At 70.1% G+C, this 17,574-nt stretch carries 15 protein-coding genes; 6 read left to right on the top strand and 9 right to left on the bottom strand.

Features of this window, described 5'->3' with window-relative positions:
* The first annotated feature begins 134 nt into the window (after nucleotides 1–134).
* Nucleotides 135–1,019: a hypothetical protein gene (locus tag CFK39_RS09550; RefSeq protein ID WP_089065262.1), complete on the top strand. Its 885-nt coding sequence runs from the start codon at nucleotides 135–137 to the stop codon at nucleotides 1,017–1,019.
* Nucleotides 1,020–1,106: 87 nt separating this feature from the next.
* Here the strand turns inward: CFK39_RS09550 and CFK39_RS09555 are convergent, their stop codons facing one another.
* Complete coding sequence (locus CFK39_RS09555) at nucleotides 1,107–2,207, bottom strand: polysaccharide pyruvyl transferase family protein (protein WP_245822430.1); 1,101 nt, start codon at nucleotides 2,205–2,207, stop codon at nucleotides 1,107–1,109.
* A gap of 347 nt (nucleotides 2,208–2,554) precedes the next feature.
* Between CFK39_RS09555 and CFK39_RS09560 the strand changes: the two genes are divergently transcribed.
* On the top strand, nucleotides 2,555–3,277 hold the full coding sequence (locus CFK39_RS09560) for a CDP-alcohol phosphatidyltransferase family protein (protein ID WP_089065263.1): 723 nt from the start codon (nucleotides 2,555–2,557) through the stop codon (nucleotides 3,275–3,277).
* Nucleotides 3,278–3,282: 5 nt separating this feature from the next.
* On the opposite strand, the gene CFK39_RS09565 is transcribed toward CFK39_RS09560, so the two are convergent.
* The 5 genes from CFK39_RS09565 to CFK39_RS09585 all read right to left on the bottom strand — a co-directional run bounded on the left by CFK39_RS09565 (nucleotide 3,283) and on the right by CFK39_RS09585 (nucleotide 9,048).
* Complete coding sequence (locus tag CFK39_RS09565; RefSeq protein ID WP_089065264.1) at nucleotides 3,283–4,446, bottom strand: glycosyltransferase family 4 protein; 1,164 nt, start codon at nucleotides 4,444–4,446, stop codon at nucleotides 3,283–3,285.
* Nucleotides 4,443–5,345, bottom strand: a complete 903-nt coding sequence (locus tag CFK39_RS09570; RefSeq protein ID WP_218192252.1) for a hypothetical protein — start codon at nucleotides 5,343–5,345, stop codon at nucleotides 4,443–4,445. Before CFK39_RS09570 ends, CFK39_RS09565 begins: the two co-directional genes overlap by 4 nt.
* On the bottom strand, nucleotides 5,342–6,457 hold the full coding sequence (locus CFK39_RS09575) for a Gfo/Idh/MocA family protein (protein ID WP_089065265.1): 1,116 nt from the start codon (nucleotides 6,455–6,457) through the stop codon (nucleotides 5,342–5,344). The genes CFK39_RS09570 and CFK39_RS09575 overlap by 4 nt, the downstream gene beginning before the upstream one ends.
* On the bottom strand, nucleotides 6,454–7,620 hold the full coding sequence (locus CFK39_RS09580) for a DUF1972 domain-containing protein (RefSeq protein ID WP_089065266.1): 1,167 nt from the start codon (nucleotides 7,618–7,620) through the stop codon (nucleotides 6,454–6,456). Before CFK39_RS09580 ends, CFK39_RS09575 begins: the two co-directional genes overlap by 4 nt.
* Nucleotides 7,621–7,875: 255 nt before the next feature.
* Nucleotides 7,876–9,048, bottom strand: a complete 1,173-nt coding sequence (locus tag CFK39_RS09585) for a glycosyltransferase family 4 protein (protein WP_245822432.1) — start codon at nucleotides 9,046–9,048, stop codon at nucleotides 7,876–7,878.
* A 328-nt stretch (nucleotides 9,049–9,376) separates the two neighbouring features.
* Here CFK39_RS09585 and CFK39_RS09590 point away from each other — a divergent pair, with 328 nt between their 5' ends.
* From CFK39_RS09590 to CFK39_RS09600, 3 genes are all read left to right on the top strand, one after another.
* Nucleotides 9,377–10,909, top strand: coding sequence for a sensor histidine kinase (locus CFK39_RS09590; protein WP_245822434.1), 1,533 nt, complete (start codon nucleotides 9,377–9,379; stop codon nucleotides 10,907–10,909).
* Entirely contained in the window at nucleotides 10,906–11,595 is a 690-nt protein-coding gene (locus CFK39_RS09595) for a response regulator transcription factor (protein ID WP_089065267.1), read from the top strand. The genes CFK39_RS09590 and CFK39_RS09595 overlap by 4 nt, the downstream gene beginning before the upstream one ends.
* Before the next feature lie 89 nt (nucleotides 11,596–11,684).
* Complete coding sequence (locus tag CFK39_RS09600) at nucleotides 11,685–12,176, top strand: hypothetical protein (RefSeq protein WP_089065268.1); 492 nt, start codon at nucleotides 11,685–11,687, stop codon at nucleotides 12,174–12,176.
* A gap of 62 nt (nucleotides 12,177–12,238) precedes the next feature.
* Here CFK39_RS09600 and CFK39_RS09605 read toward each other — a convergent pair whose 3' ends face one another.
* Nucleotides 12,239–13,027, bottom strand: a complete 789-nt coding sequence (locus CFK39_RS09605; protein WP_089065269.1) for a ferritin-like domain-containing protein — start codon at nucleotides 13,025–13,027, stop codon at nucleotides 12,239–12,241.
* A gap of 1 nt (nucleotide 13,028) precedes the next feature.
* The gene (locus tag CFK39_RS09610) at nucleotides 13,029–13,925 is read right to left on the bottom strand and encodes a hypothetical protein (RefSeq protein WP_245822436.1); all 897 of its coding nucleotides are present in this window, start codon (nucleotides 13,923–13,925) and stop codon (nucleotides 13,029–13,031) included.
* A gap of 167 nt (nucleotides 13,926–14,092) precedes the next feature.
* Between CFK39_RS09610 and CFK39_RS09615 the strand changes: the two genes are divergently transcribed.
* Entirely contained in the window at nucleotides 14,093–15,877 is a 1,785-nt protein-coding gene (locus CFK39_RS09615; RefSeq protein WP_089065270.1) for a hypothetical protein, read from the top strand.
* 73 nt (nucleotides 15,878–15,950) lie between these two features.
* Here the strand turns inward: CFK39_RS09615 and CFK39_RS09620 are convergent, their stop codons facing one another.
* On the bottom strand, nucleotides 15,951–17,459 hold the full coding sequence (locus CFK39_RS09620) for a pyridoxal phosphate-dependent decarboxylase family protein (RefSeq protein ID WP_245822438.1): 1,509 nt from the start codon (nucleotides 17,457–17,459) through the stop codon (nucleotides 15,951–15,953).
* Between the last annotated feature and the right edge of the window lie 115 nt (nucleotides 17,460–17,574).

Raw genomic sequence — 17,574 nt, forward strand, 5'->3', positions numbered from 1 at the left:
CGGCGAGGGGGCTGCTTCGCCCGGGCATCTATCGTCCGGTCTCGGAGACGCTCTGGGCCCGAAGGGGTGCCCGCATCCCGGTGCATCTCCTGCGGACCAAGGGTGGGAGCCCGTCGAGATCCGCGGAAGTATCGATGCCGTACAGGCTGCTCCGGCTGGTGGCGGGCACCTTCCCAGTACTAGGCCCACGGCGCGGCAGGGCGGCCGAACTCGTGGTCGTCTCGTTCGACGGGGGGATCGTCGTCCTCGATCTAGCGGGTGGAAAGGTCCATCGGACCTATGGGACCGGCCCGCTGACCCCGGCGGACGAGGACCGGCGGAGACAGTTCATCGAACACGTCTCTGCGCCGCAGTTCCGGTTCCACCGCGAGGGCGCGGTGATCGAGGAGGAGCTGGTCGACGGTGACTACCTCGGGGACCTGGCACACGGGGAGCGGGCCGAGCTCATCACGACGCTCGTCGAACAGTTCGCGACGCTGACGGCGACGTACAGCAGCGATGCCCCGTCGGTCACGGACCGAGATCTCGAAGCCGTCCTCCAGGAGGTCGATGTCCCGCTGGGGTTCGCCCGGGCCTGGGGGAGATCGTCGACGCACTGGTTCTCCGCCCGGACACCGTGGATCCCCACACCGCGGGAGGCCAATGCGAAGAACATCGTCGTACGACCGGACGGGAGACCGGCTCCCATCGATCTCGGCGATCTCCAGGTGGATCCCTACTTCATCTACCCCGTGGGCATCCTCATCGCTGCGGGGGACACGGTGATGCGCCGCTTCCTCTCGGGAGAGTTGGACAGCTCCTTCGCGCCGCTCTTCGAGGCCGCCGGCCGGAGCTGGCGTGGCACTCCGGAAGAACGCCAGGGCCTGCTGCTCGCACGGATCGCTTACGCGGCACACAAGGACTCTCTCGTCCAGGGGAACGCCGACCGTGCGATCTTCTCCGCATCTCTGCTCAGGAGGTGGGAAGAAGTTCGGGACGTCTTCGACGGTATCCCTCAGCATCGTGCGCAGGCACTCTAGCCGCGCCATCGCATGCTATGACACGGCGCGAGGAGCCTCCGGGCACCGTGCGTGGTGCAGAGACGTGGGCGCCGACGCCCACACTCATCACTGCTGCCGCAGCAGGTCGACCAGAGAGTCCAGGCTCGCACTCCCCCGAGCCGCCGCTGCGCCTGCCTCGGCGGTGGAGATCCCGGCAACTTGGCTGACGACCTTCGCAGGCAGGGTCTCCAGGTCATCGGTGCGCAGGTCGAATCCTGCCGTCCAGCCGACCGATTCCAGGAGCGGGGCGAATTTTCGAGAGTACGCCAGGGGAACGGAGGGCACTCCGACGGAGAGCGCATTCAGGCATGCGTGCATCCGTGAGCCGATCAGCGCCTCGGCACCGGAGATCACCGAGCGGGTTTCGTCGAGATCGGCGGGCACGATGACCTCTGTGTCGCCACCGACCTCGTCGGCCAGAGCACGCACCGCCGGTACATCGTTGTCCGGGCTGGGGGTATCCAGGACATGGGCCAGCAGAGCGATCTCACGTCCTTCGGCGCGGAGCGCCTCGAACGTCTCACGGATCATGCGCCGGTACCCGGGCGCCGAGACGTGGGGGTTCTCGTTCCACAGCAGCCCGCTCACGTTGAGCAGGACGTCTCGGCGCCTGCCGAGCGCCGGTCGGTCGATGGCGAATACCAGGTCTGTGGTGGTCAGTTCCGGCCTCCTGCCCAGCTGTGCAGCGGCCTGCGCACTGTGAGGATCCCGGGCGATGACCAGCCCCGAGCGGCTGAGGGTGCGCCGTGCCAGCAGACGGCCGCGCCGGGTCGTGAAGGGGCCGATCGTCTGCGGCGCCATCATCGCGGTCGCGCCGGCCTGGCACGCCATCTCGTGGACCATGGACATGGTCATGTGCCGCCCCAGGCCGTAGATGTCCGAGAAGCTGTCACCCGAACGCGTATCCCAGACGAGGTCGAAGCCGCCCAGATATTCCTGCATCCCGTAGCGGGGCAGGACACGCTCGCGCAGGAGCGAGCGCGGGCGTCCCCACGGCACCTCGGGCGGACGTGCACCGTAGTTCGTGAATGTGAGCTCTGCGTGGGGAAATGCGCGTCGGAGGAGGTCTCTGGAGCCCCTCGCGAGCGCTGCGACGCCGAGGTTGGGGGAAGACTCCTCTGCCCAGAGGATGAGAATCTTCGACGGGTCGGATGATTTGGCGGTCACGACTCACCTTTCTGGTCGGGTACAGGAAGTATTTAGGAAGAGGATTCGAGAGCGAGAAATCGGAGTCGCAGTCCGAGTGTCGGTGGACCCAAGGAACTCGAATACCCATCAGTGGCGGATATGAAGGAGGGCGTTCTGAATGCACGACAAGCACCGGGAATGAATGCCTGGCGTTTTTGATATGGGCACGCGCAAATGTTGCCACCCGGAGATCCTCGAGTATTATTGAGGATCGGACGCAGAACGGTTCGCGTGCACGTCCGAACCGCTGTGATCGTTCGCGCTGCCGTCGGCGGCGGGGTCACTGTCGACGTCACCGAGACCCCCCGAGATCTGGAGATCGACCTATGACCGTCCTCGAGTCCTACCGCAGTCTCGCTCAGGCGCAGAAGGGCCGCGCCCGCGGGGCGCCGGCGTACTCGCTGTACGTGAACCGTCCGCTGGGTCGGATCCTGGCGTCGGTGGCGCATGCCGCCGGGCTGACGCCGAACCAGGTCACCCTGCTCAGTGCGCTCTTCACGTTCACTGGCATCGTTCTTGTGATGGCTGTGCCGCCGTCGTTGCCGCTGGGGATCGCCGTCTGGCTCCTGTTGGCCATCGGCTATGCCTGGGACAGCGCCGATGGTCAGGTCGCGCGGCTGCGCGGCGGCGGCTCCTTGGTGGGGGAGTGGCTCGACCACATCGTCGACTCGGCGAAGCTCGTGAGCCTGCACATCGCCGTCGCGATCGGGGCCTTCCGCTTCTTCGATCCGCTCGAGATCACGTGGCTGCTGGTGCCCCTCGCCTTCACGGTCGTCGCCACGGTGACGTTCTTCGGGATGATCCTGAACGATCTGCTCAGAGCCCGGATCGGCGCTCCGCAGGCGGCCCAGGCAGGGGGCTCGTCCCCGCTCCGCGCGGTGCTCGGAATCCCGACGGACTACGGCACCTGGTGCTTCATGTTCGTGCTGTGGGGATGGGCCACCGGATTCATGATCGTCTACTTGCTGCTCGCCGTTGCGGCGGTCCTGTACCTGGCGGCCGCGCTCATCATCTGGTTCCGCAAGATGAAGGCACTCGACATCGCGTAGTGGGCTCATCGGCCGAGCTCGACGACGGCTCGGACGAACTCCCCTTGGAATAGCTCGGTGCCGAGCCTGGCCCGGGCGGTCACCGCGTCGGCGACGGCGGCCGCGCGAGATCCGTTCCAGTCCCGCAGCAGGTCCCGGGCCGCTTCCGCGATCGCCTCGGCGTCGTCCGGGATGACTCGGACCGCGCCCGCGAATCCTGAGGCGGCTTCCCGGAGACCGGTGTGATCAGCGACGATCACCGGGCGTGCGCTGAGCAGGGACTCGATCACGACATTGCCGAAGGACTCGTCCCCTCGGGAGGGGACGACCATCAGATCCGCATCGCCGATGGCGTTCCAGACCGGGGACCGGAACCCGCGGAAGCGAACCTTCTCCTCGAGACCGAGATCGCGGACACGTGCTCGGAGCTGGTCCTCGTACCACTCGTATCCAGGGAAGACATCGCCGACCAGGTCCACGGTGGCCTCGACACCCATGCCGTGCAGCAGGGATGCTGCGTCGATGAGGAGGTCGGGACCCTTCCGCGGAGAGAGCCGCCCGATGAAGAGCAGCCGGGCCGGCCCTTCGATGCGGCCCCGCGGGGGGCGGGTGACAGGCGGCCCCGCTACCCCGTTGAGGACCACGCGGACCCTCCCCCGTCGTTCCAGCGTTCGCGGCATGCACACGGCACGGCTCGTCTCGGAGTTGAACACGACCCCGTGCGCCAGTGCCAGGGGTGCGGTCAGCAGCGTGCGCGCCGCCCGGGACAGGGAGGATTCCGCCTCGTGGACGTAGACGATGACCGGGCGGCGGCAGCTCCGTGCGGCGAGAGTCCAGAACGGCAGGGTCAGCGTGTTCGCGATGACGATGTCCGCACAGACGTCTCTGATCAGTCGCCGCATGCGAGGCAGTGCTGATCCGACGGTCCCGGCCAGGTGCACCATCCCCCGTGGCGAGAGCATGCTCTTGCGGATGATCGGGACCCCTATGACGCGCACATCGACACCGAGCTCCTCGAGCTGATCCACGAGTGGGCCGTTCTGGGAACAGGTGGCGATGACGCGGGCGTCCTGCGCGAGCAGCCCCTTGATCGCCTCGAGCATCATCCGGTCCGACCCGTAGAGATCGGCGGCGGGATTCGCCACCAGCACGGTGCGATCAGCGAGTGGGCCGGCCGGGGGTGTCGTCACCGCGAGTCGTCCTCGCGTGGCCAGAGCTCGTCGACGAGCTGAGCAGTGGAGGCGATATTCGCCCGGCTCGAGGCGCCGAAGACTATCGATTCGAGATTCGGCAGGCCGCACACCCACTCGAGCGCCTCCCGGGGTTGCAGCGCACCGCTGGCGAAGACGGACATGGCGACGGCACGGAAAGGACGCTTCTCGATCGCGTCCAGGTAGCCGTCCACTCCACCGGACATGCGGAATCCGAGCTTGTTGATGTTCGAGCACACGATCGGGTTCTGGATCCCCACTGCGTCGAGATCGTCCAGCAGCCGCGGGAGATTCATGGTGATGAAGCCGGGCTCGGCGTCGTAGTGCGTCCGGACGTGGTCGGCGAAGATGCGGAACGCTTCGGTGAAGCCGAGGCCGGAGAGCAGGTCGACCACGACGTTCTGCATCCAGATCACGGGAGTGGGAAGCCCGCTGAACATCTTGAGCTCGGCATCGATGAGGAGCGTCGAGATGCCCTCGATGTCCTTCCGCGCGAAGGAGGAGGTCCCTCGGGCGACGCTGTCCATGAGACCGGTGTCGGGAAGGAACTTCCGGACCGCGCCGAGGAAGCCCTCCTCGGTGATCGCGTTGGCGTACTTGTGGGCGTAGGGCATACACGGATAGAACGTCATGCCCGCGTAGTGGGCCGGGTCGGCACGGACGAGGTCGCAGACCTCCTGCATCCTGTCGTGGGTGGTGCACATGAAGGTCGACACGCCCTCGTCGCGTGCGGCGTCGAGCACCTCCATGATCGCGTCGGTGTCCTGGAAGCGCATCTGCTGGCTGCGAGCCTTCTCCTCCGACATGTGATTGATGCCGAAGAACTGGTTGTCCCCGAAGAGCAGGCGGTCCATGGTCCGCGTCGTCGTGGCGGTCATCGCACGGCCTCCCCTCGGAGCACGCGCCATGCGCTGCGCGCTCGGGTAGGGAGCGAGGTCGGTGGCGGGGCGGCGGAGGCAGAGCGCAGCGGTCCATCGACCCGGGCGGCATCCTCGATGATCATCGCGAGGCACTCATCGGTGATCGCAGCGGAGGTGAAGTCGTTCTGTCCCTCGGATGCGGAGGCCATGACCCGGTGGACGAAGGCGTCCAACTGGTTGCTGTACTCCTCGCCGCGAAGATAGAACCAGGGAGCCTCCATGAGCTCGGTCGTGTACTTCACGTTCCATCCAGGGCGGTAGCCCTCGGGAACCGGAGCGCTGTCGCGCAGATACACCTGTATCTCCTGTCGGTCTGCATGGATCCTGCCATGGGTCCCCCACAGCGTGATCTGGGTCGTCATCTTCCGCTGGGACTCATCCGACCAGTTCGCGATGAGCTGCGCGGTGGCCCCGGGATAGTGCAGGGTGGTGGCGACGGCATCATCGATGTTCGCAGAGAAGATGCTGGTCAAGCGACTGCCGCTGACTCCGGTCGGTGCGCCGAGATACCAGGTCAGCAGGTTCAGAGGATGAGCTGCGTAGTCGTACAGGCACCCGCCTCCGGTCGCACGGCGGCTTCGCCAGGTGGTGCCGGCCTCCTTGAGCACGACGGGCCCGTAGGCCTCCGCCAGAGCGGTGGTCACCGTGCCCAGGACGCCGAGCTCGAGCAGGCGATGCACCTCGGCGAAGGTGCCGACGAAGCGATTGTGGTACCCGACCTGGGTGACCAGCCCGGATCGGCGGGCAAGATCGGCGAGCTCCTCGCTCTCGGCGGGATCGATCATGAAGGGCTTCTCGCAGAAGACGTGGATGTTCCTGCGGAGCGCCTCGCGCACCATTCCCGAGTGGAGGTGGGTGGGGGTGGCGACGATCAGGGCATCCGGCCGGGCCTCGTCCAGCATCCGGGTGAGGTCCTTGAACGTCGGCAGACCGGTGTATTTGGTCAGTACGTCCAGCATGTAGCCGGTGGCGTCACAGATGCCGACCACGCGGACATCAGGATGCGCGTTGATCATCGACAGGTGCGACAGGCCCATCTTGCCGAGTCCGACAACGGCGACGTCGATCATCGCAGGGCTCCTTTCGTCTCGGGGGCGTCAGCGTGCGAGGACGCGGGCACCCTCCCCCGGAGGGCCTTCAGCAGTGCCGTCTCATATTGGTCACCGATCTTCGACCAGGTGAACTCGCTGCGGAATCGTGCTCGGTTCGCGGCGCCCATGCGGCGTCGGCGTGGAGCGTCGTCCAGCAGCTCGTCGAGGATCCCTGCCAGCTCGGTGGAGTCGGAGAAGTGCTCGTTGTCGTCACCGACGACCCAGGAGTTGTAGACGTTCCGGTGGGCGACGACGGCATTGCCGGCCGCCATGGCCTCGACCAGGGACGGGTTGGTGCCGCCGACGGTGTGGCCGTGGAGGTAGAGACCGGCATGGTGGCGCAGCGCCGAGAGCCGTTCGGGATCGAAGATCGCGCCGGGGAACAGCACCTCGTCGGAGGCGGCCGCCCTCACCGCCGCGACGTACGGCTCGTGGCCCTCGTAGGGGCCGACGACGACGAGCGGCATACCGCGATGCCGTCGCGACCAGGCAGAGACGATCTCGAGCACCGAGTTCTCCGGAATCGGACGGCAGACCACGATCCCATAGCGCCCGGGGTGCAGGCCCTCGGCCTCGACGGGCCCGGTCGGAGCATCGAGAACCTCATGCGCCCCGTAGGTGATGGTGGTGACGCGCCGCCGGCCGAAATGCCGGCCCAAATATTGCGCGATCACGGGATGATCCGCGATCAGCACGTCGCCGACGAGGCCTGCCAGCCGCTCGTTGGCCAACAGGATCGCCTGTTTGGCGAGGCCCCAGCGCTTCCGGGTCCATTCCATGCCATCCATGTTGATGACATTGGGAACCCGGCGCAGTCGCGGCACGATGTCGAAGACCCCGGTGTTGTACCCGAAGGTCAGCCACACCTCTCCCGACCGGTGGGCGCGCAGAGCATGGCGCACAGAGGTGAGATCGAATGCGGATGTCCCCCGCCACCCCTCCCGCGGCTCACGTATCAGAACCCGTTCGAGGCCGTTCCACTCGTCGGTGGTCGTGGCCCCGTGGCCCGGGAGCTGGCAGTAGACGACGACCCGCCATCCCCGATCCCGGAGGTACAGACCGACGTTCTCGGCGGCCGTCTCGAACCCCCCGTAGGCCGCTGGGACCCCATGGGTCCCGAGAATACGAACTGTGGGCTGCATGCTGAGTCCCCTCGCTTGCTGATTGCGATTGGTGGCGTGTCCGGTACCCGCCCTCGTATGCGTGGACCCGGCTGCTGAACGGCTCAGCGGTGGCTACGACCCTCTCCGGCCGCAGAATGTCCGTATTGTGACGCATTGCCCAAATATAGTCGGCGCAGCTCACCACGTCCAGCAGAGCCTCCGTGACTCGAGTTCTCGACCAGCGGTGCGTCCGTCCCTGCGCGAGCGTGGCCCGATTTCGGTCGGGGGCCCGGGTCATGACGGGGTGCTCTCCCAGCTTCCCCTGCTCTCTGCCCCGCAGGCGCGGTTGATCGTCGCCCGGTAGCCCTCGGGGTCGTGGCGCCGCAGCGCCTCGTTCCGGCTGTCTCTCAATGAGCGCACGATGCTGGACCAGGAGTCGGTGACGTCCACGAGGGCGTCGGCGATCGCGCGCGCATCCCCGGCGGGCACCAGGCGGGTGGTGCGATAGCCTCCTGCCGCTTCCCGCAGCCCGCTCGAGTCGCTCGCGATGACGGGACGCAGTGCGAGGACGGCTTCGACCGCCGAGTTCCCGAAGGGTTCGTCGAAGCGCGACGGGGCCAGCAGGATGTCTGCGCGGGCCAGGTGCGGCCAGATGTCCCTCTGGAGCCCGGCGAAGTCGACGTCCACTCCGCTCCCGGCCGCCTGGCTGCGCAACTGGTCCTCGAACCATTCGTCGCCTGCTTCGGCGGTGCCCAGCATGGTGAGCTGCACGCGCTTCCCCTCCTGCTGGATCAGGGACGCGGCCTCGAGGGCGAGGTCCGGACCCTTGCGCGGTGAGAGCCTCCCCATGTGCAGGATCCGCAGTGGGGGCTCGAGCGGTTCGCGCGGTGGCGCCGGGTGCGGGGGAGAAGCGATCCCGTTGCGGACGATCTCGGAGCGTCGGGCGAGGGCGGGGAGTGCGCGACGCATCGTCTCCAGTGAGGCCCGGCTGCTCACGAGCGTTCGCTGCGACGCGAGGTGAGGGAGGTACAGGAGGCGATCCAGCCAGCGGTTGCCGGAGCCGGCGACCTCATGGATGTGACTGATCGACCGGATTCCCTGATGGCGGGCGAGGAGGGGCCACTGCGGGATCGCCGTCGTCGAGACGTAGATGACTTCTGGCCGAATCCGCCGGATCAGCCGCCTGATGCTTCGCAGGCCCAGCAGTGCCCGACGAGCCGTGGCCGGCCATCGCCGTGGTCGCAGCAGGTGTTTGCCGGTCACGAGCATCGTGATGATCTCGATCTCTGCGCCGGCGCGCTCCAGCTCGACGACCAGCGGGCCCGTCGACGGGAGGGCGACCACCACCCGGCATCCGACCTCCCGCAGGCCGCGCACGCTCTCCAGGAGCATCCGGTCCGAGGTGAAGAGCCCGGCCCCGGAATGGGCGGCCAGGACGGTCGGGGCGTCGCGTCTGCTCACGGTCACCCGGGGCCTCGTCGTGGTGCGTGTCGGCTCATGGCGACGACCGCGGCCGCGCCCCGCCGGCGCGGCGCTCGATGGCGGAGGGGCTGCTTCCCTGAATGCTCACGACTGTTGGCCTCGCGCTTTCCGTGGGCGTACCCACCTCCCGCCGATTGGACGAAATGTCGGATATGTACGCTTTGGACCCAATGTATGCCCGAACGCGTCCCGAGTCCAGACCGCCCGGCGACCTTGCCTCGCCCCCATCACCTACGATGCGCCTCATGCCCCCGACCGTCCCCGCGAGCGCGCCGCCGCAGCGCCGGGGCGCGGATGGACGGTCAGGATCCGGGTGCTGACCACGATGATCGCCTTCGTGATGGTGGGGCTGGCCCTGACCGGGGTGCTCACCTACGCCGCACAGTTCCGTGCCCTGGACCAGCGGGTCACCCGCGAGCTCTGGCAGGAGTACGACGAGCTCGCGCTGATCGCCGCGAACACGGAGGAGAGCGGCGCGCCGGTCCACGCCACCGTCGACAGCGTGCTGCTGCATGCCACCGACTCGGCGGCTCCGTCGGACGGCGAATCGGTGCTCACCTTCCTCGACGGCGAGCCGCGCTACGAGCCGCGCGCGCAGGAGTACGCGCTGCTGCAGGCGGACTCCCCCGAGCACCAGCAGGTCCAGCAGGCGATCCTGGACGCCTACGAGCCGGGCGGGGCCGTCATCGTCCCGCTGGAGGCCTATGGCCGGGATCTGCGGGTGCTGATCGCCTCGGTGCGGGTCGCCGGCGACGAGTCCGAGGGCATCTTCGTGGTCGCGAGCGATATCGGCGCCCAGCGCCGCAGCCTGTGGCAGAGCGTCCTGACCTTCTCGGTCCTCTCGGTGATCACGCTGCTGATCGCCGGTTGGGTGGGGTATGTGGTCACCGGGCGTCTGCTGCGGCCGCTGGAGGACCTCCGCGCGGCCACCGGGCAGATCACCGTGGACGACCTCGAATACCGGGTGCCGGTGCCCGAGGTGCGGGACGACATCAGTGCGCTCGCCCAGAACTTCAACCGCATGCTGGGCCGCATCCAGGAGGGCTTCGCCGCGCAGCGCCGCTTCATGAGCGACGTCGGCCACGAGCTGCGCACCCCGCTGACGATCGTGCGCGGCACCCTGGAGACCACCGATACGGAGGATCCCGGCGATGTGCGGGAGTCCCACGAGATCGCGCTCGACGAGCTGGACCGGATGGGTCGCGTCGTCGGGGACCTCTCCGAGCTGGCGGCCTCGGCACGACCCGACTACGTGCGTCCCAGGCCCCTGGACCTGACCGCGTTCGCGCGCTCCGCCTTCGCCCGGATCGAGCACATCGCCGAGCGGGAGTGGATCCTGGAGCGCACGGTGGACGCGATGGCCGACGCCGACGAGCAGCGCCTGGTCCAGGCGGTCGTGCAGCTCGCCGCCAACGCCGTGCGCTACAGCGATCAGGGCAGCCGGATCCGTCTCGGAGTGGACCGGGTGCCGGGTGCGGAGGGGCCCGAGATCCACGTGAGCGTGCAGGATGAGGGCATCGGCATCCGCCCCGAGGATCAGCGGAGCATCTTCGAGCGCTTCACGCGGGTGGACGGCAGCCGGGGCTCCGGGACGGGGCTCGGCCTGCCGATCGTGAGGTCGATCGCCGAGGGCCACGGCGGCGAGGTGCGGCTGAGGTCCGCGCCCGGTCAGGGCTCGACCTTCACGATCGTGTTCCCGCAGTCCGCACGCGTTCCGCCGGCCGACGCCGAGCGGCCGGCGGCCGCCGGCTCCGCAGGCCCTGGCTCCGCACGCGATACTGGGTCGCGGGAACCGACCCCCGCTGACGACGATGACCCAGCTGACCGCAGGAGGAACGACGGATGAGGATCCTCATCGCCGAGGACGAGGCGCGCATCGCCCGCTTCGTGGAGCGCGGCCTGACAGCGAACGGCTTCGCCTGCACCGTGGTGGAGAACGGCATCTCCGCGCTCGATCTCGCCTCCAGCGGGGACTTCGATCTGCTGATCCTCGACGTGGGCCTGCCGCGGATGGACGGCTTCCAGGTGCTGAACGCGCTGCGCGGGATGGACGTGCAGATCCCGATCCTCATGGTCACCGCCCGCACCGGGGTGGAGGACACCGTGCAGGGCCTCGAGGGAGGCGCGAACGACTACATCGCCAAGCCCTTCCGCTTCGAGGAGCTGCTGGCCCGGGTGAAGCTGCGCGCCCGGGAGGCCGCCGCCGGAGCGGGCAGCGTCAGCGCCGACGTGCTCGAGCTGGGTGATCTCGCGCTGGATCTGCGCACCCGCGTCGCCACCTGCTCCGCAGACGGGCGGCCGCGCTCGGTGGAGCTGTCCTCCCGCGAGTTCACCATGGCCCGCGTGTTCCTGGAGAACCCGCACCAGGTGCTCACCCGCGACCTGCTGCTGTCCAAGGTGTGGGGCTACGACTACGACGGCGCCTCGAACGTGGTCGACGTGTACGTGGGCTACCTGCGCACCAAGCTCGGTGCTCCGCGCCTGGTGACCGTGCGCGGCGCCGGATACAAGCTCGTCGACCCGGCGGCCTGAGCCGTGCCGGCACTGCGCGCACCGGGGCATGAGAGTCCTCTCATGGCGCGTTCACCTGCGTCTCATCGCCGTCGGGCACGATGCGCGACATGAAGACCCTGCGGAACTACGGGATCATCGTGGCCGTCGCGCTCGTCGCGATCGGTCTCGCGCTGCTGCCGTCGGCGGACGAGACGCCCCAGGCCCGTCCCGGGATCACCGTCGGGGGGACCGCTCCGGCCTCTCCCGCCTCCCGCAGTGCGGGAGCCCCTTCGGCGGACGAGCAGTCGGCCGACGGGGCGGCGGTGGCGCTGCCGACCGCCTCCCGGTCCTCGGCGCACGGCCCCGACGATGCCGGCGTCGGCACGATGGAGCCCGCGGCCTCCCCGAGCCCTGCCCCTGCTCCGCAGCGGCCCCGCCCGTCGAGCGGCTCCTCCGACAGCTCCTCCTCAGGAGGCGACGAGCGCTCGAGCGGGCGCCCGTCGGGGGTCTGTGAGTGGGACGACGGCGAGCTCGAGTGCGACGATGATGACGACCACGACCACCATCACGACGATGACGATGACGATGACGATGACGACGACGATGAGGACGACGACTGAGGGCTGCGCTGTGGAGGGCCAGGCGACCGGGTTCCGGCGACCGAGGCTGCGGTGACTGAGCCTCAGGCAGGGACGCCGAGGCGCGCGAAGGCGTTGCGGAAGATGGTCAGCCCCTCCAGCCCCGGCAGCTTCTGGACCCGCTTGTCGAGCTTGTCCAGCTCGGTGGACCGGCCCGCGAAGAGATGGTTCATCACATGCAGCACCTCGGATTCGTCCATCATCCCGCTGCCCACCGGCTTCCAGACCCGGGACATGATCATCCGGACGATCTTCTGGGCGTTCGTGGAGGCCAGCAGCCGTTCCCGGGCCTGGGTGGTGTAGAAGGCGACGTGGCGAGTCTCCTGCTGGGCGATGCGCTTCAGCAGCGGGGACAGCGCCGGGTGGTCGATCATCCCGGAGAGCTGACGGTAGGCCGCCACGGCGGAGAGCTCGTTGGCCGCCCCCCACACCATGTGCACGGCCACGAAATCCGTGCCCGCGAGGTTCGACAGCACCGACTGCTTCAGCGGGCCCAGCGCCCCCGTCCAGCCGAGCTTGACCCGCTTGGCCTTGATCTCGTCGTAGTCGACGATGATCCCGTGGCGTGCCAGCACCATCGACAGCGCTTCGCCGTGCCAGAACTCCTCCCGGTTCCACATCGTCATGAACCCGCCGGCGCCCTCCTCGCGGTGCGAAGGGGTGACCAGCATGTCCCGCAGGAAGCATGAGGTGTGGAACTCGACGTCGCACATATAGCGCAGCGAGCGCAGGGTCTGCGCGTCCAGGGGCTGGGTCTCGAAGGCGTCGAAATCCAGGTCCTCGTACTTCACGGGGACAGAGGTCTCGGCGAACTGGTCGAGGTCGAAGGCCATGTCACACTCCGATCCGGGGCAGTGAGCTGAGATAGGGGTCGGGGAGATCAGGACCGGGCAGCAGCCGGGTGATCTCGAAGCGGGCGCGGTGCAGCGCGGCGCGGTCCGCGGCGGTGCTCCCGATGACGGCCAGTGCCGGCCGCAGGTCGGGGTCGGGAAGGCCACCGCCCGCGAGCGGGGAGCTGAGCGAGAGCAGCACCCGAGCGGTGCGCGCCTCGCGCTGGGAGCGGGTGAGGCGGCCGATCGCCTCGGCGGTGAAGAAGTCGACCGCTGCCTGGTGGCGGTCCACGACCTCCTCGACGATCCGACGGGCCTCGCCGGTGAGCCGGTGCGAGATCGCGGTCAGGGCCGCCTGCAGCGAGGCCTCCTGCACTGCCATGCGCGCCATGTGGCCGGCCGCCACGGCCTCACCCGCCAGCCCTGTCCACACCGGGGACAGCAGCGGCTGGACCCGATCCAGCTGGAGCCGGCGCAGGGTGTGCAGGAGGCCCGGACGCCGCCGGTGCCGCGGCCGCTCGGTGGGATGGTCGCCGGTGAGCAGGTCGCGGAGGGCGCGGGACTGCCAGAAGCGGTCCACCATCCAGGTGGCGAGGAAGGCGGTGATGCGGGCCTCGTTCCCGGTCGCGGTGGCGAGCATGGCGCGGGATTCCGCGAGCGCTGAGGACTCGAGCCGCTGGAGCACCTCCAGCGCGAGGCGGAGATCCCCGTCCACCGGACCCTCGGAATCCAGCCGGGCCGCGTCGACCAGGAGCCGGGATGAGCCGCGGCGGATATAGGCGGCGACATCGACATCCGTGCGCAGCACCGGGGTGATGCTCGCATCGAAATGGAGGTGACCGGCGTAGGGCCCGTCCACCGGGATCGCGGCATGCGGATCCGGAGCGTTCAGCGCGGGCACGGTCGGAGTCGCGCCTCCGGCCAGATCGACCGACAACTGCTACCTCTTCTCCTGGGAATGGGGCCGCGGACCGTTCAGGACATGCGGTTCTCGCTCATGGGCCGGGATCATTGTACGGAGAGGATCTGCCTGTGGGCCGCGAGCACAGCGCTTGGTAGGTTTCGACTGTGACCAACACCGGCGCCGCCTCCCTCCCGGCCTCGGCCGGCGAGCCGGGCGGGGCGAGCCTGCCGGACCTCGATCGGCTCCGGGCCGCGCTGCGACCCGCGGAGCTGCCCCTGCCGACCCCGCGCGAGACCCGTGAGGCCGCCGGGCGGGTCAACGATCTCCTGCACGCGGAGCGCTACCGGGAGGCGCGAGCGCTGGTGGAGCGGTTCCGGGACGCCCCCGCCGCCCCCGAGGACCGGCTCGCGCTGCTGCGCGCCGCCCTCCACGGAGCGGTCCTGGCCGGGGTGGGGGAGCAGGTCGCCCGCGACGCGGCGGACCTGGTCACCCTGCTGCGCCGCAGCGGGAACGCCGGACAGGCGGCGGCAGTGCTGGCGGTGCTGCTCGAGCGCGGACCGTTCGCGCAGCTCGCGTCGGCCGGCACCCGCGCAGCGACCGAGGAGATACCGACCGGTAGGGGACGCCACCGGGGGGAGGCGCCGCAGGCCTCTGCCGAGATGCTGGTCGTGGTGCGCGCGCTGGAACGCTCGGCCGTCCCCGGCCCGCGCGGCACGACGGCGGATCCGCGCCGCGACGCGGCCCGGCTGCGGGCAGCGCTCGCGGCGCTGCCGGCCGTGCGGGCGCAGCTGCTGACCGACCCGGAGCACGAGCTCCGGCTGCGCCTCGCCCAGTCGCTCGAAGGAGCCGGGGAAGCGGCGGCGGCGACCACCGCCGCGCTGGACCTGCTCGAGCTGCTCGCGGACGGAGCCGATGACGCCGCCGACCCGCGCACGGATCCCGAGCGGCTGGCCACCGCCGCCCATGCGGTGCTCGCACGCACCCTCGGCGTGAGCCATCCCCTGCAGGCCGTGCACCACGCCCTCGAGGCGCTCGATGCGATGCCGGAGATCGAGGATCCGCCGCTGCGGATCGGACTGATCACTGCACTGCTGCAGGCGCTGATGGCCGCGGGTGCCACCCGGGAGGCCTCCTTCACGGCCGGGCGCCTGGCCTCTCTGCAGCGCACCCTGGGCCGAGAGGTGCTGCGCACCGCTCCGCTGCTCGCCGTAGCGGCGCAGCGGGTCCAGGCCGAACGGTACGACGCCGCCTGGGTGCCGCTGGAGCAGGCCCGCGCCATCGCCCGGGAGCACCGTGACCGCCACGGCCTGCTGGAGGTCACCCGGCTCGCCGCGAGCGTCCACGAGCGCACGGGCGAGCACGGCTCCTCGCTGCGCGAGCTGCAGCAGATGGCGGAGCAGGCCCGCTGGCTCGCCGACGACCTCGCCACCCCCACCTCCGCCCAGGGGGAGCTGATCCGCACCGAGCTGCAGGCCAATGCGCTGGCGATGCGCCGGGCACTGGATCTTGGCCGGCACGGCGCGGTGGAGGGCGCGGTGTGCGCGATTCAGCGGCGCACCCGCCCCGGCGGCGGGCGCCCGGTGCTGCCTGCCGAGCTGCTCTGGGATCACCGGGTCGATGCGCTGATGGGGCGGTTCCTCGCCGCCGGCGCCGCGCTCGCCCGCGGCGCTGCCGGGGCCGACGAGGAGACCTGCGCACATCTCCTGAGTGAGGTGCGGGACGCCATCGACGAGGTTCCGCCGGGGCACGAGGGCCGCGCCCGCTACTGGCGCGTCTACCTCGAGGACCGCCACGCCCACCTGCTCGCCGAGCGGGGACGACGGGAGCCCGCGCACGAGGCCGCCCACCGGGCCCGAGAGGGCTGGCAGCGGCTCGGGAGCGATGCGGATGTCGCACGGCTGGACGGGCTGCTGCGGTCGCTGGCGGGGGAGGGGGCCGGCGCCGGCTGAGGTGCATGGGGTGACCGACCCCGTGCGCGGTCCCCTGCCCGGCCCCGTCCGCGAGGCCCGGCCCTGCGCCGGCTCAGCTCCCGTCGGCCACCAGCATCGTGGTGCGCAGCACCTCGATCACGGCCTGCGGATCCGTCGAGGGGTTCACGAAGGCGAGCCGCAGCGCGATCTCACCGCCGACGGCGGTGGGCACACACAGGATCGTCCCGTCCTTCGCCAGCCGCTGCGACCAGCGCCGATAGGCGGCCGGCGACCACCCCGGCCGACGGAACACCACCACCGACAGCTCGGGCTCGAGCAGCAGCTCCAGGTGCTCGGTCTCCGCGATCGCCCGGGCGACGGCCCGTGAGGTCGCCAGGCAGGCCTCGACCGCAGCGGTGTAGGCGGCAGTGCCGTGCGTGGCCAGCGAATACCACAGCGGCAGCCCGCGGGCGCGGCGGGAGAGATGCGCGGCGAGATCGGCGGGGTTGGACTCCCCGCGATCGATCGAGTCGAGATAGGCGGCGTGCTGGGAGTGCGCGGCCGCGGCCGGGCGCGGGTCCCGGTACAGCAGCGCGCAGCAGTCGTAGGGCGCGAACAGCCACTTGTGCGGGTCCACCACGAAGGAGTCCGCCTGCTCGATGCCCGTGAAGCGCTCCCGGGCGCTGGGCGCGACCAGGGCCGCCCCGCCGTAGGCACCGTCCACATGGACCCAGGCGCCGTGGCGATGGGCGACCTCGACCACCGAGGCGAGGTCGTCGACGATCCCGGCGTTGGTGGTCCCCGCCGAGGCCACCACCGCGCAGATCCGCGGGTCCGACTCCAGCGCATGGGCGAGTGCCTGCCCGGTGAGATGGCCGCGGTCGTCGACGGGCACGCTGATCAGATCCATGTCCAGCAGCCGGGCCGCCGAGGCGATCGAGGAGTGCGCCGTCGAGGCGCAGGCCAGGGCCCAGCCGCCCTCGGGGCGCCGCCCCCGCTCGCGCAGCGCGTGGTCCCGGGCGGTGGCCAGCGCCGAGAGGTTCCCGTGGGTGCCGCCGGCGACGAACACCCCGGCGGAGTCCGCGGGCCAGCCCAGCAGGTCCGACAGCCACCGCAGCACCTGGTTCTCCGCGAAGATCGCCCCCGCCCCGTACTCCCACACCCCGCCGAACACGTTCGCGGCGGAGACCACGGTGTCGAAGGCGACCGCCGCGCGGGTGGGGGCGGCCGGGATATGGGCGAGGTTCATCGGATCCTCGATGGACCGGGTGGCCGGCAGCAGCACCTCGTCGAAGAGGGCCATCGCGCGGGTGGCCCCGATGCCGTCCTCGGTGATGGTGTCCCCGACCTCGGCCTGCAGGTCGGCAGCGCTGCGGGCGGTGGTCTTGGGGTCGGTGGCCACCGCGGTGTGGGAGGCCGCCCAGTGCAGGGCGATGCTCACCGCCTCCCGCTCATCACCCCAGATCTGCGAGGGCTCCCGGTGGCTCTGCAGGGCATCGGCGGCGTCGGAGAAGGCGCTGTGCTCGGCAGATGTCGCCGCTCCCGCGGTGGCCCCGTGCCCTGCGGAACCGTCTCCGGCGGCGCGGTGGTGGGCGGCGGACGGCGCAGGCTCAGGTATCACGTCGAGCATGGTGTCATGCGTCCGGCCGAGGAGGGAGCGGAACCCTCGACCTCGCCCCGACGCCGCCGAGACGCCGCCGAGACGCTGACAGGCCCGCCTCCCGGACGTACCGTGG

This window comes from Brachybacterium avium, from assembly GCF_002216795.1.
Lineage (GTDB): Bacteria > Actinomycetota > Actinomycetes > Actinomycetales > Dermabacteraceae > Brachybacterium > Brachybacterium avium.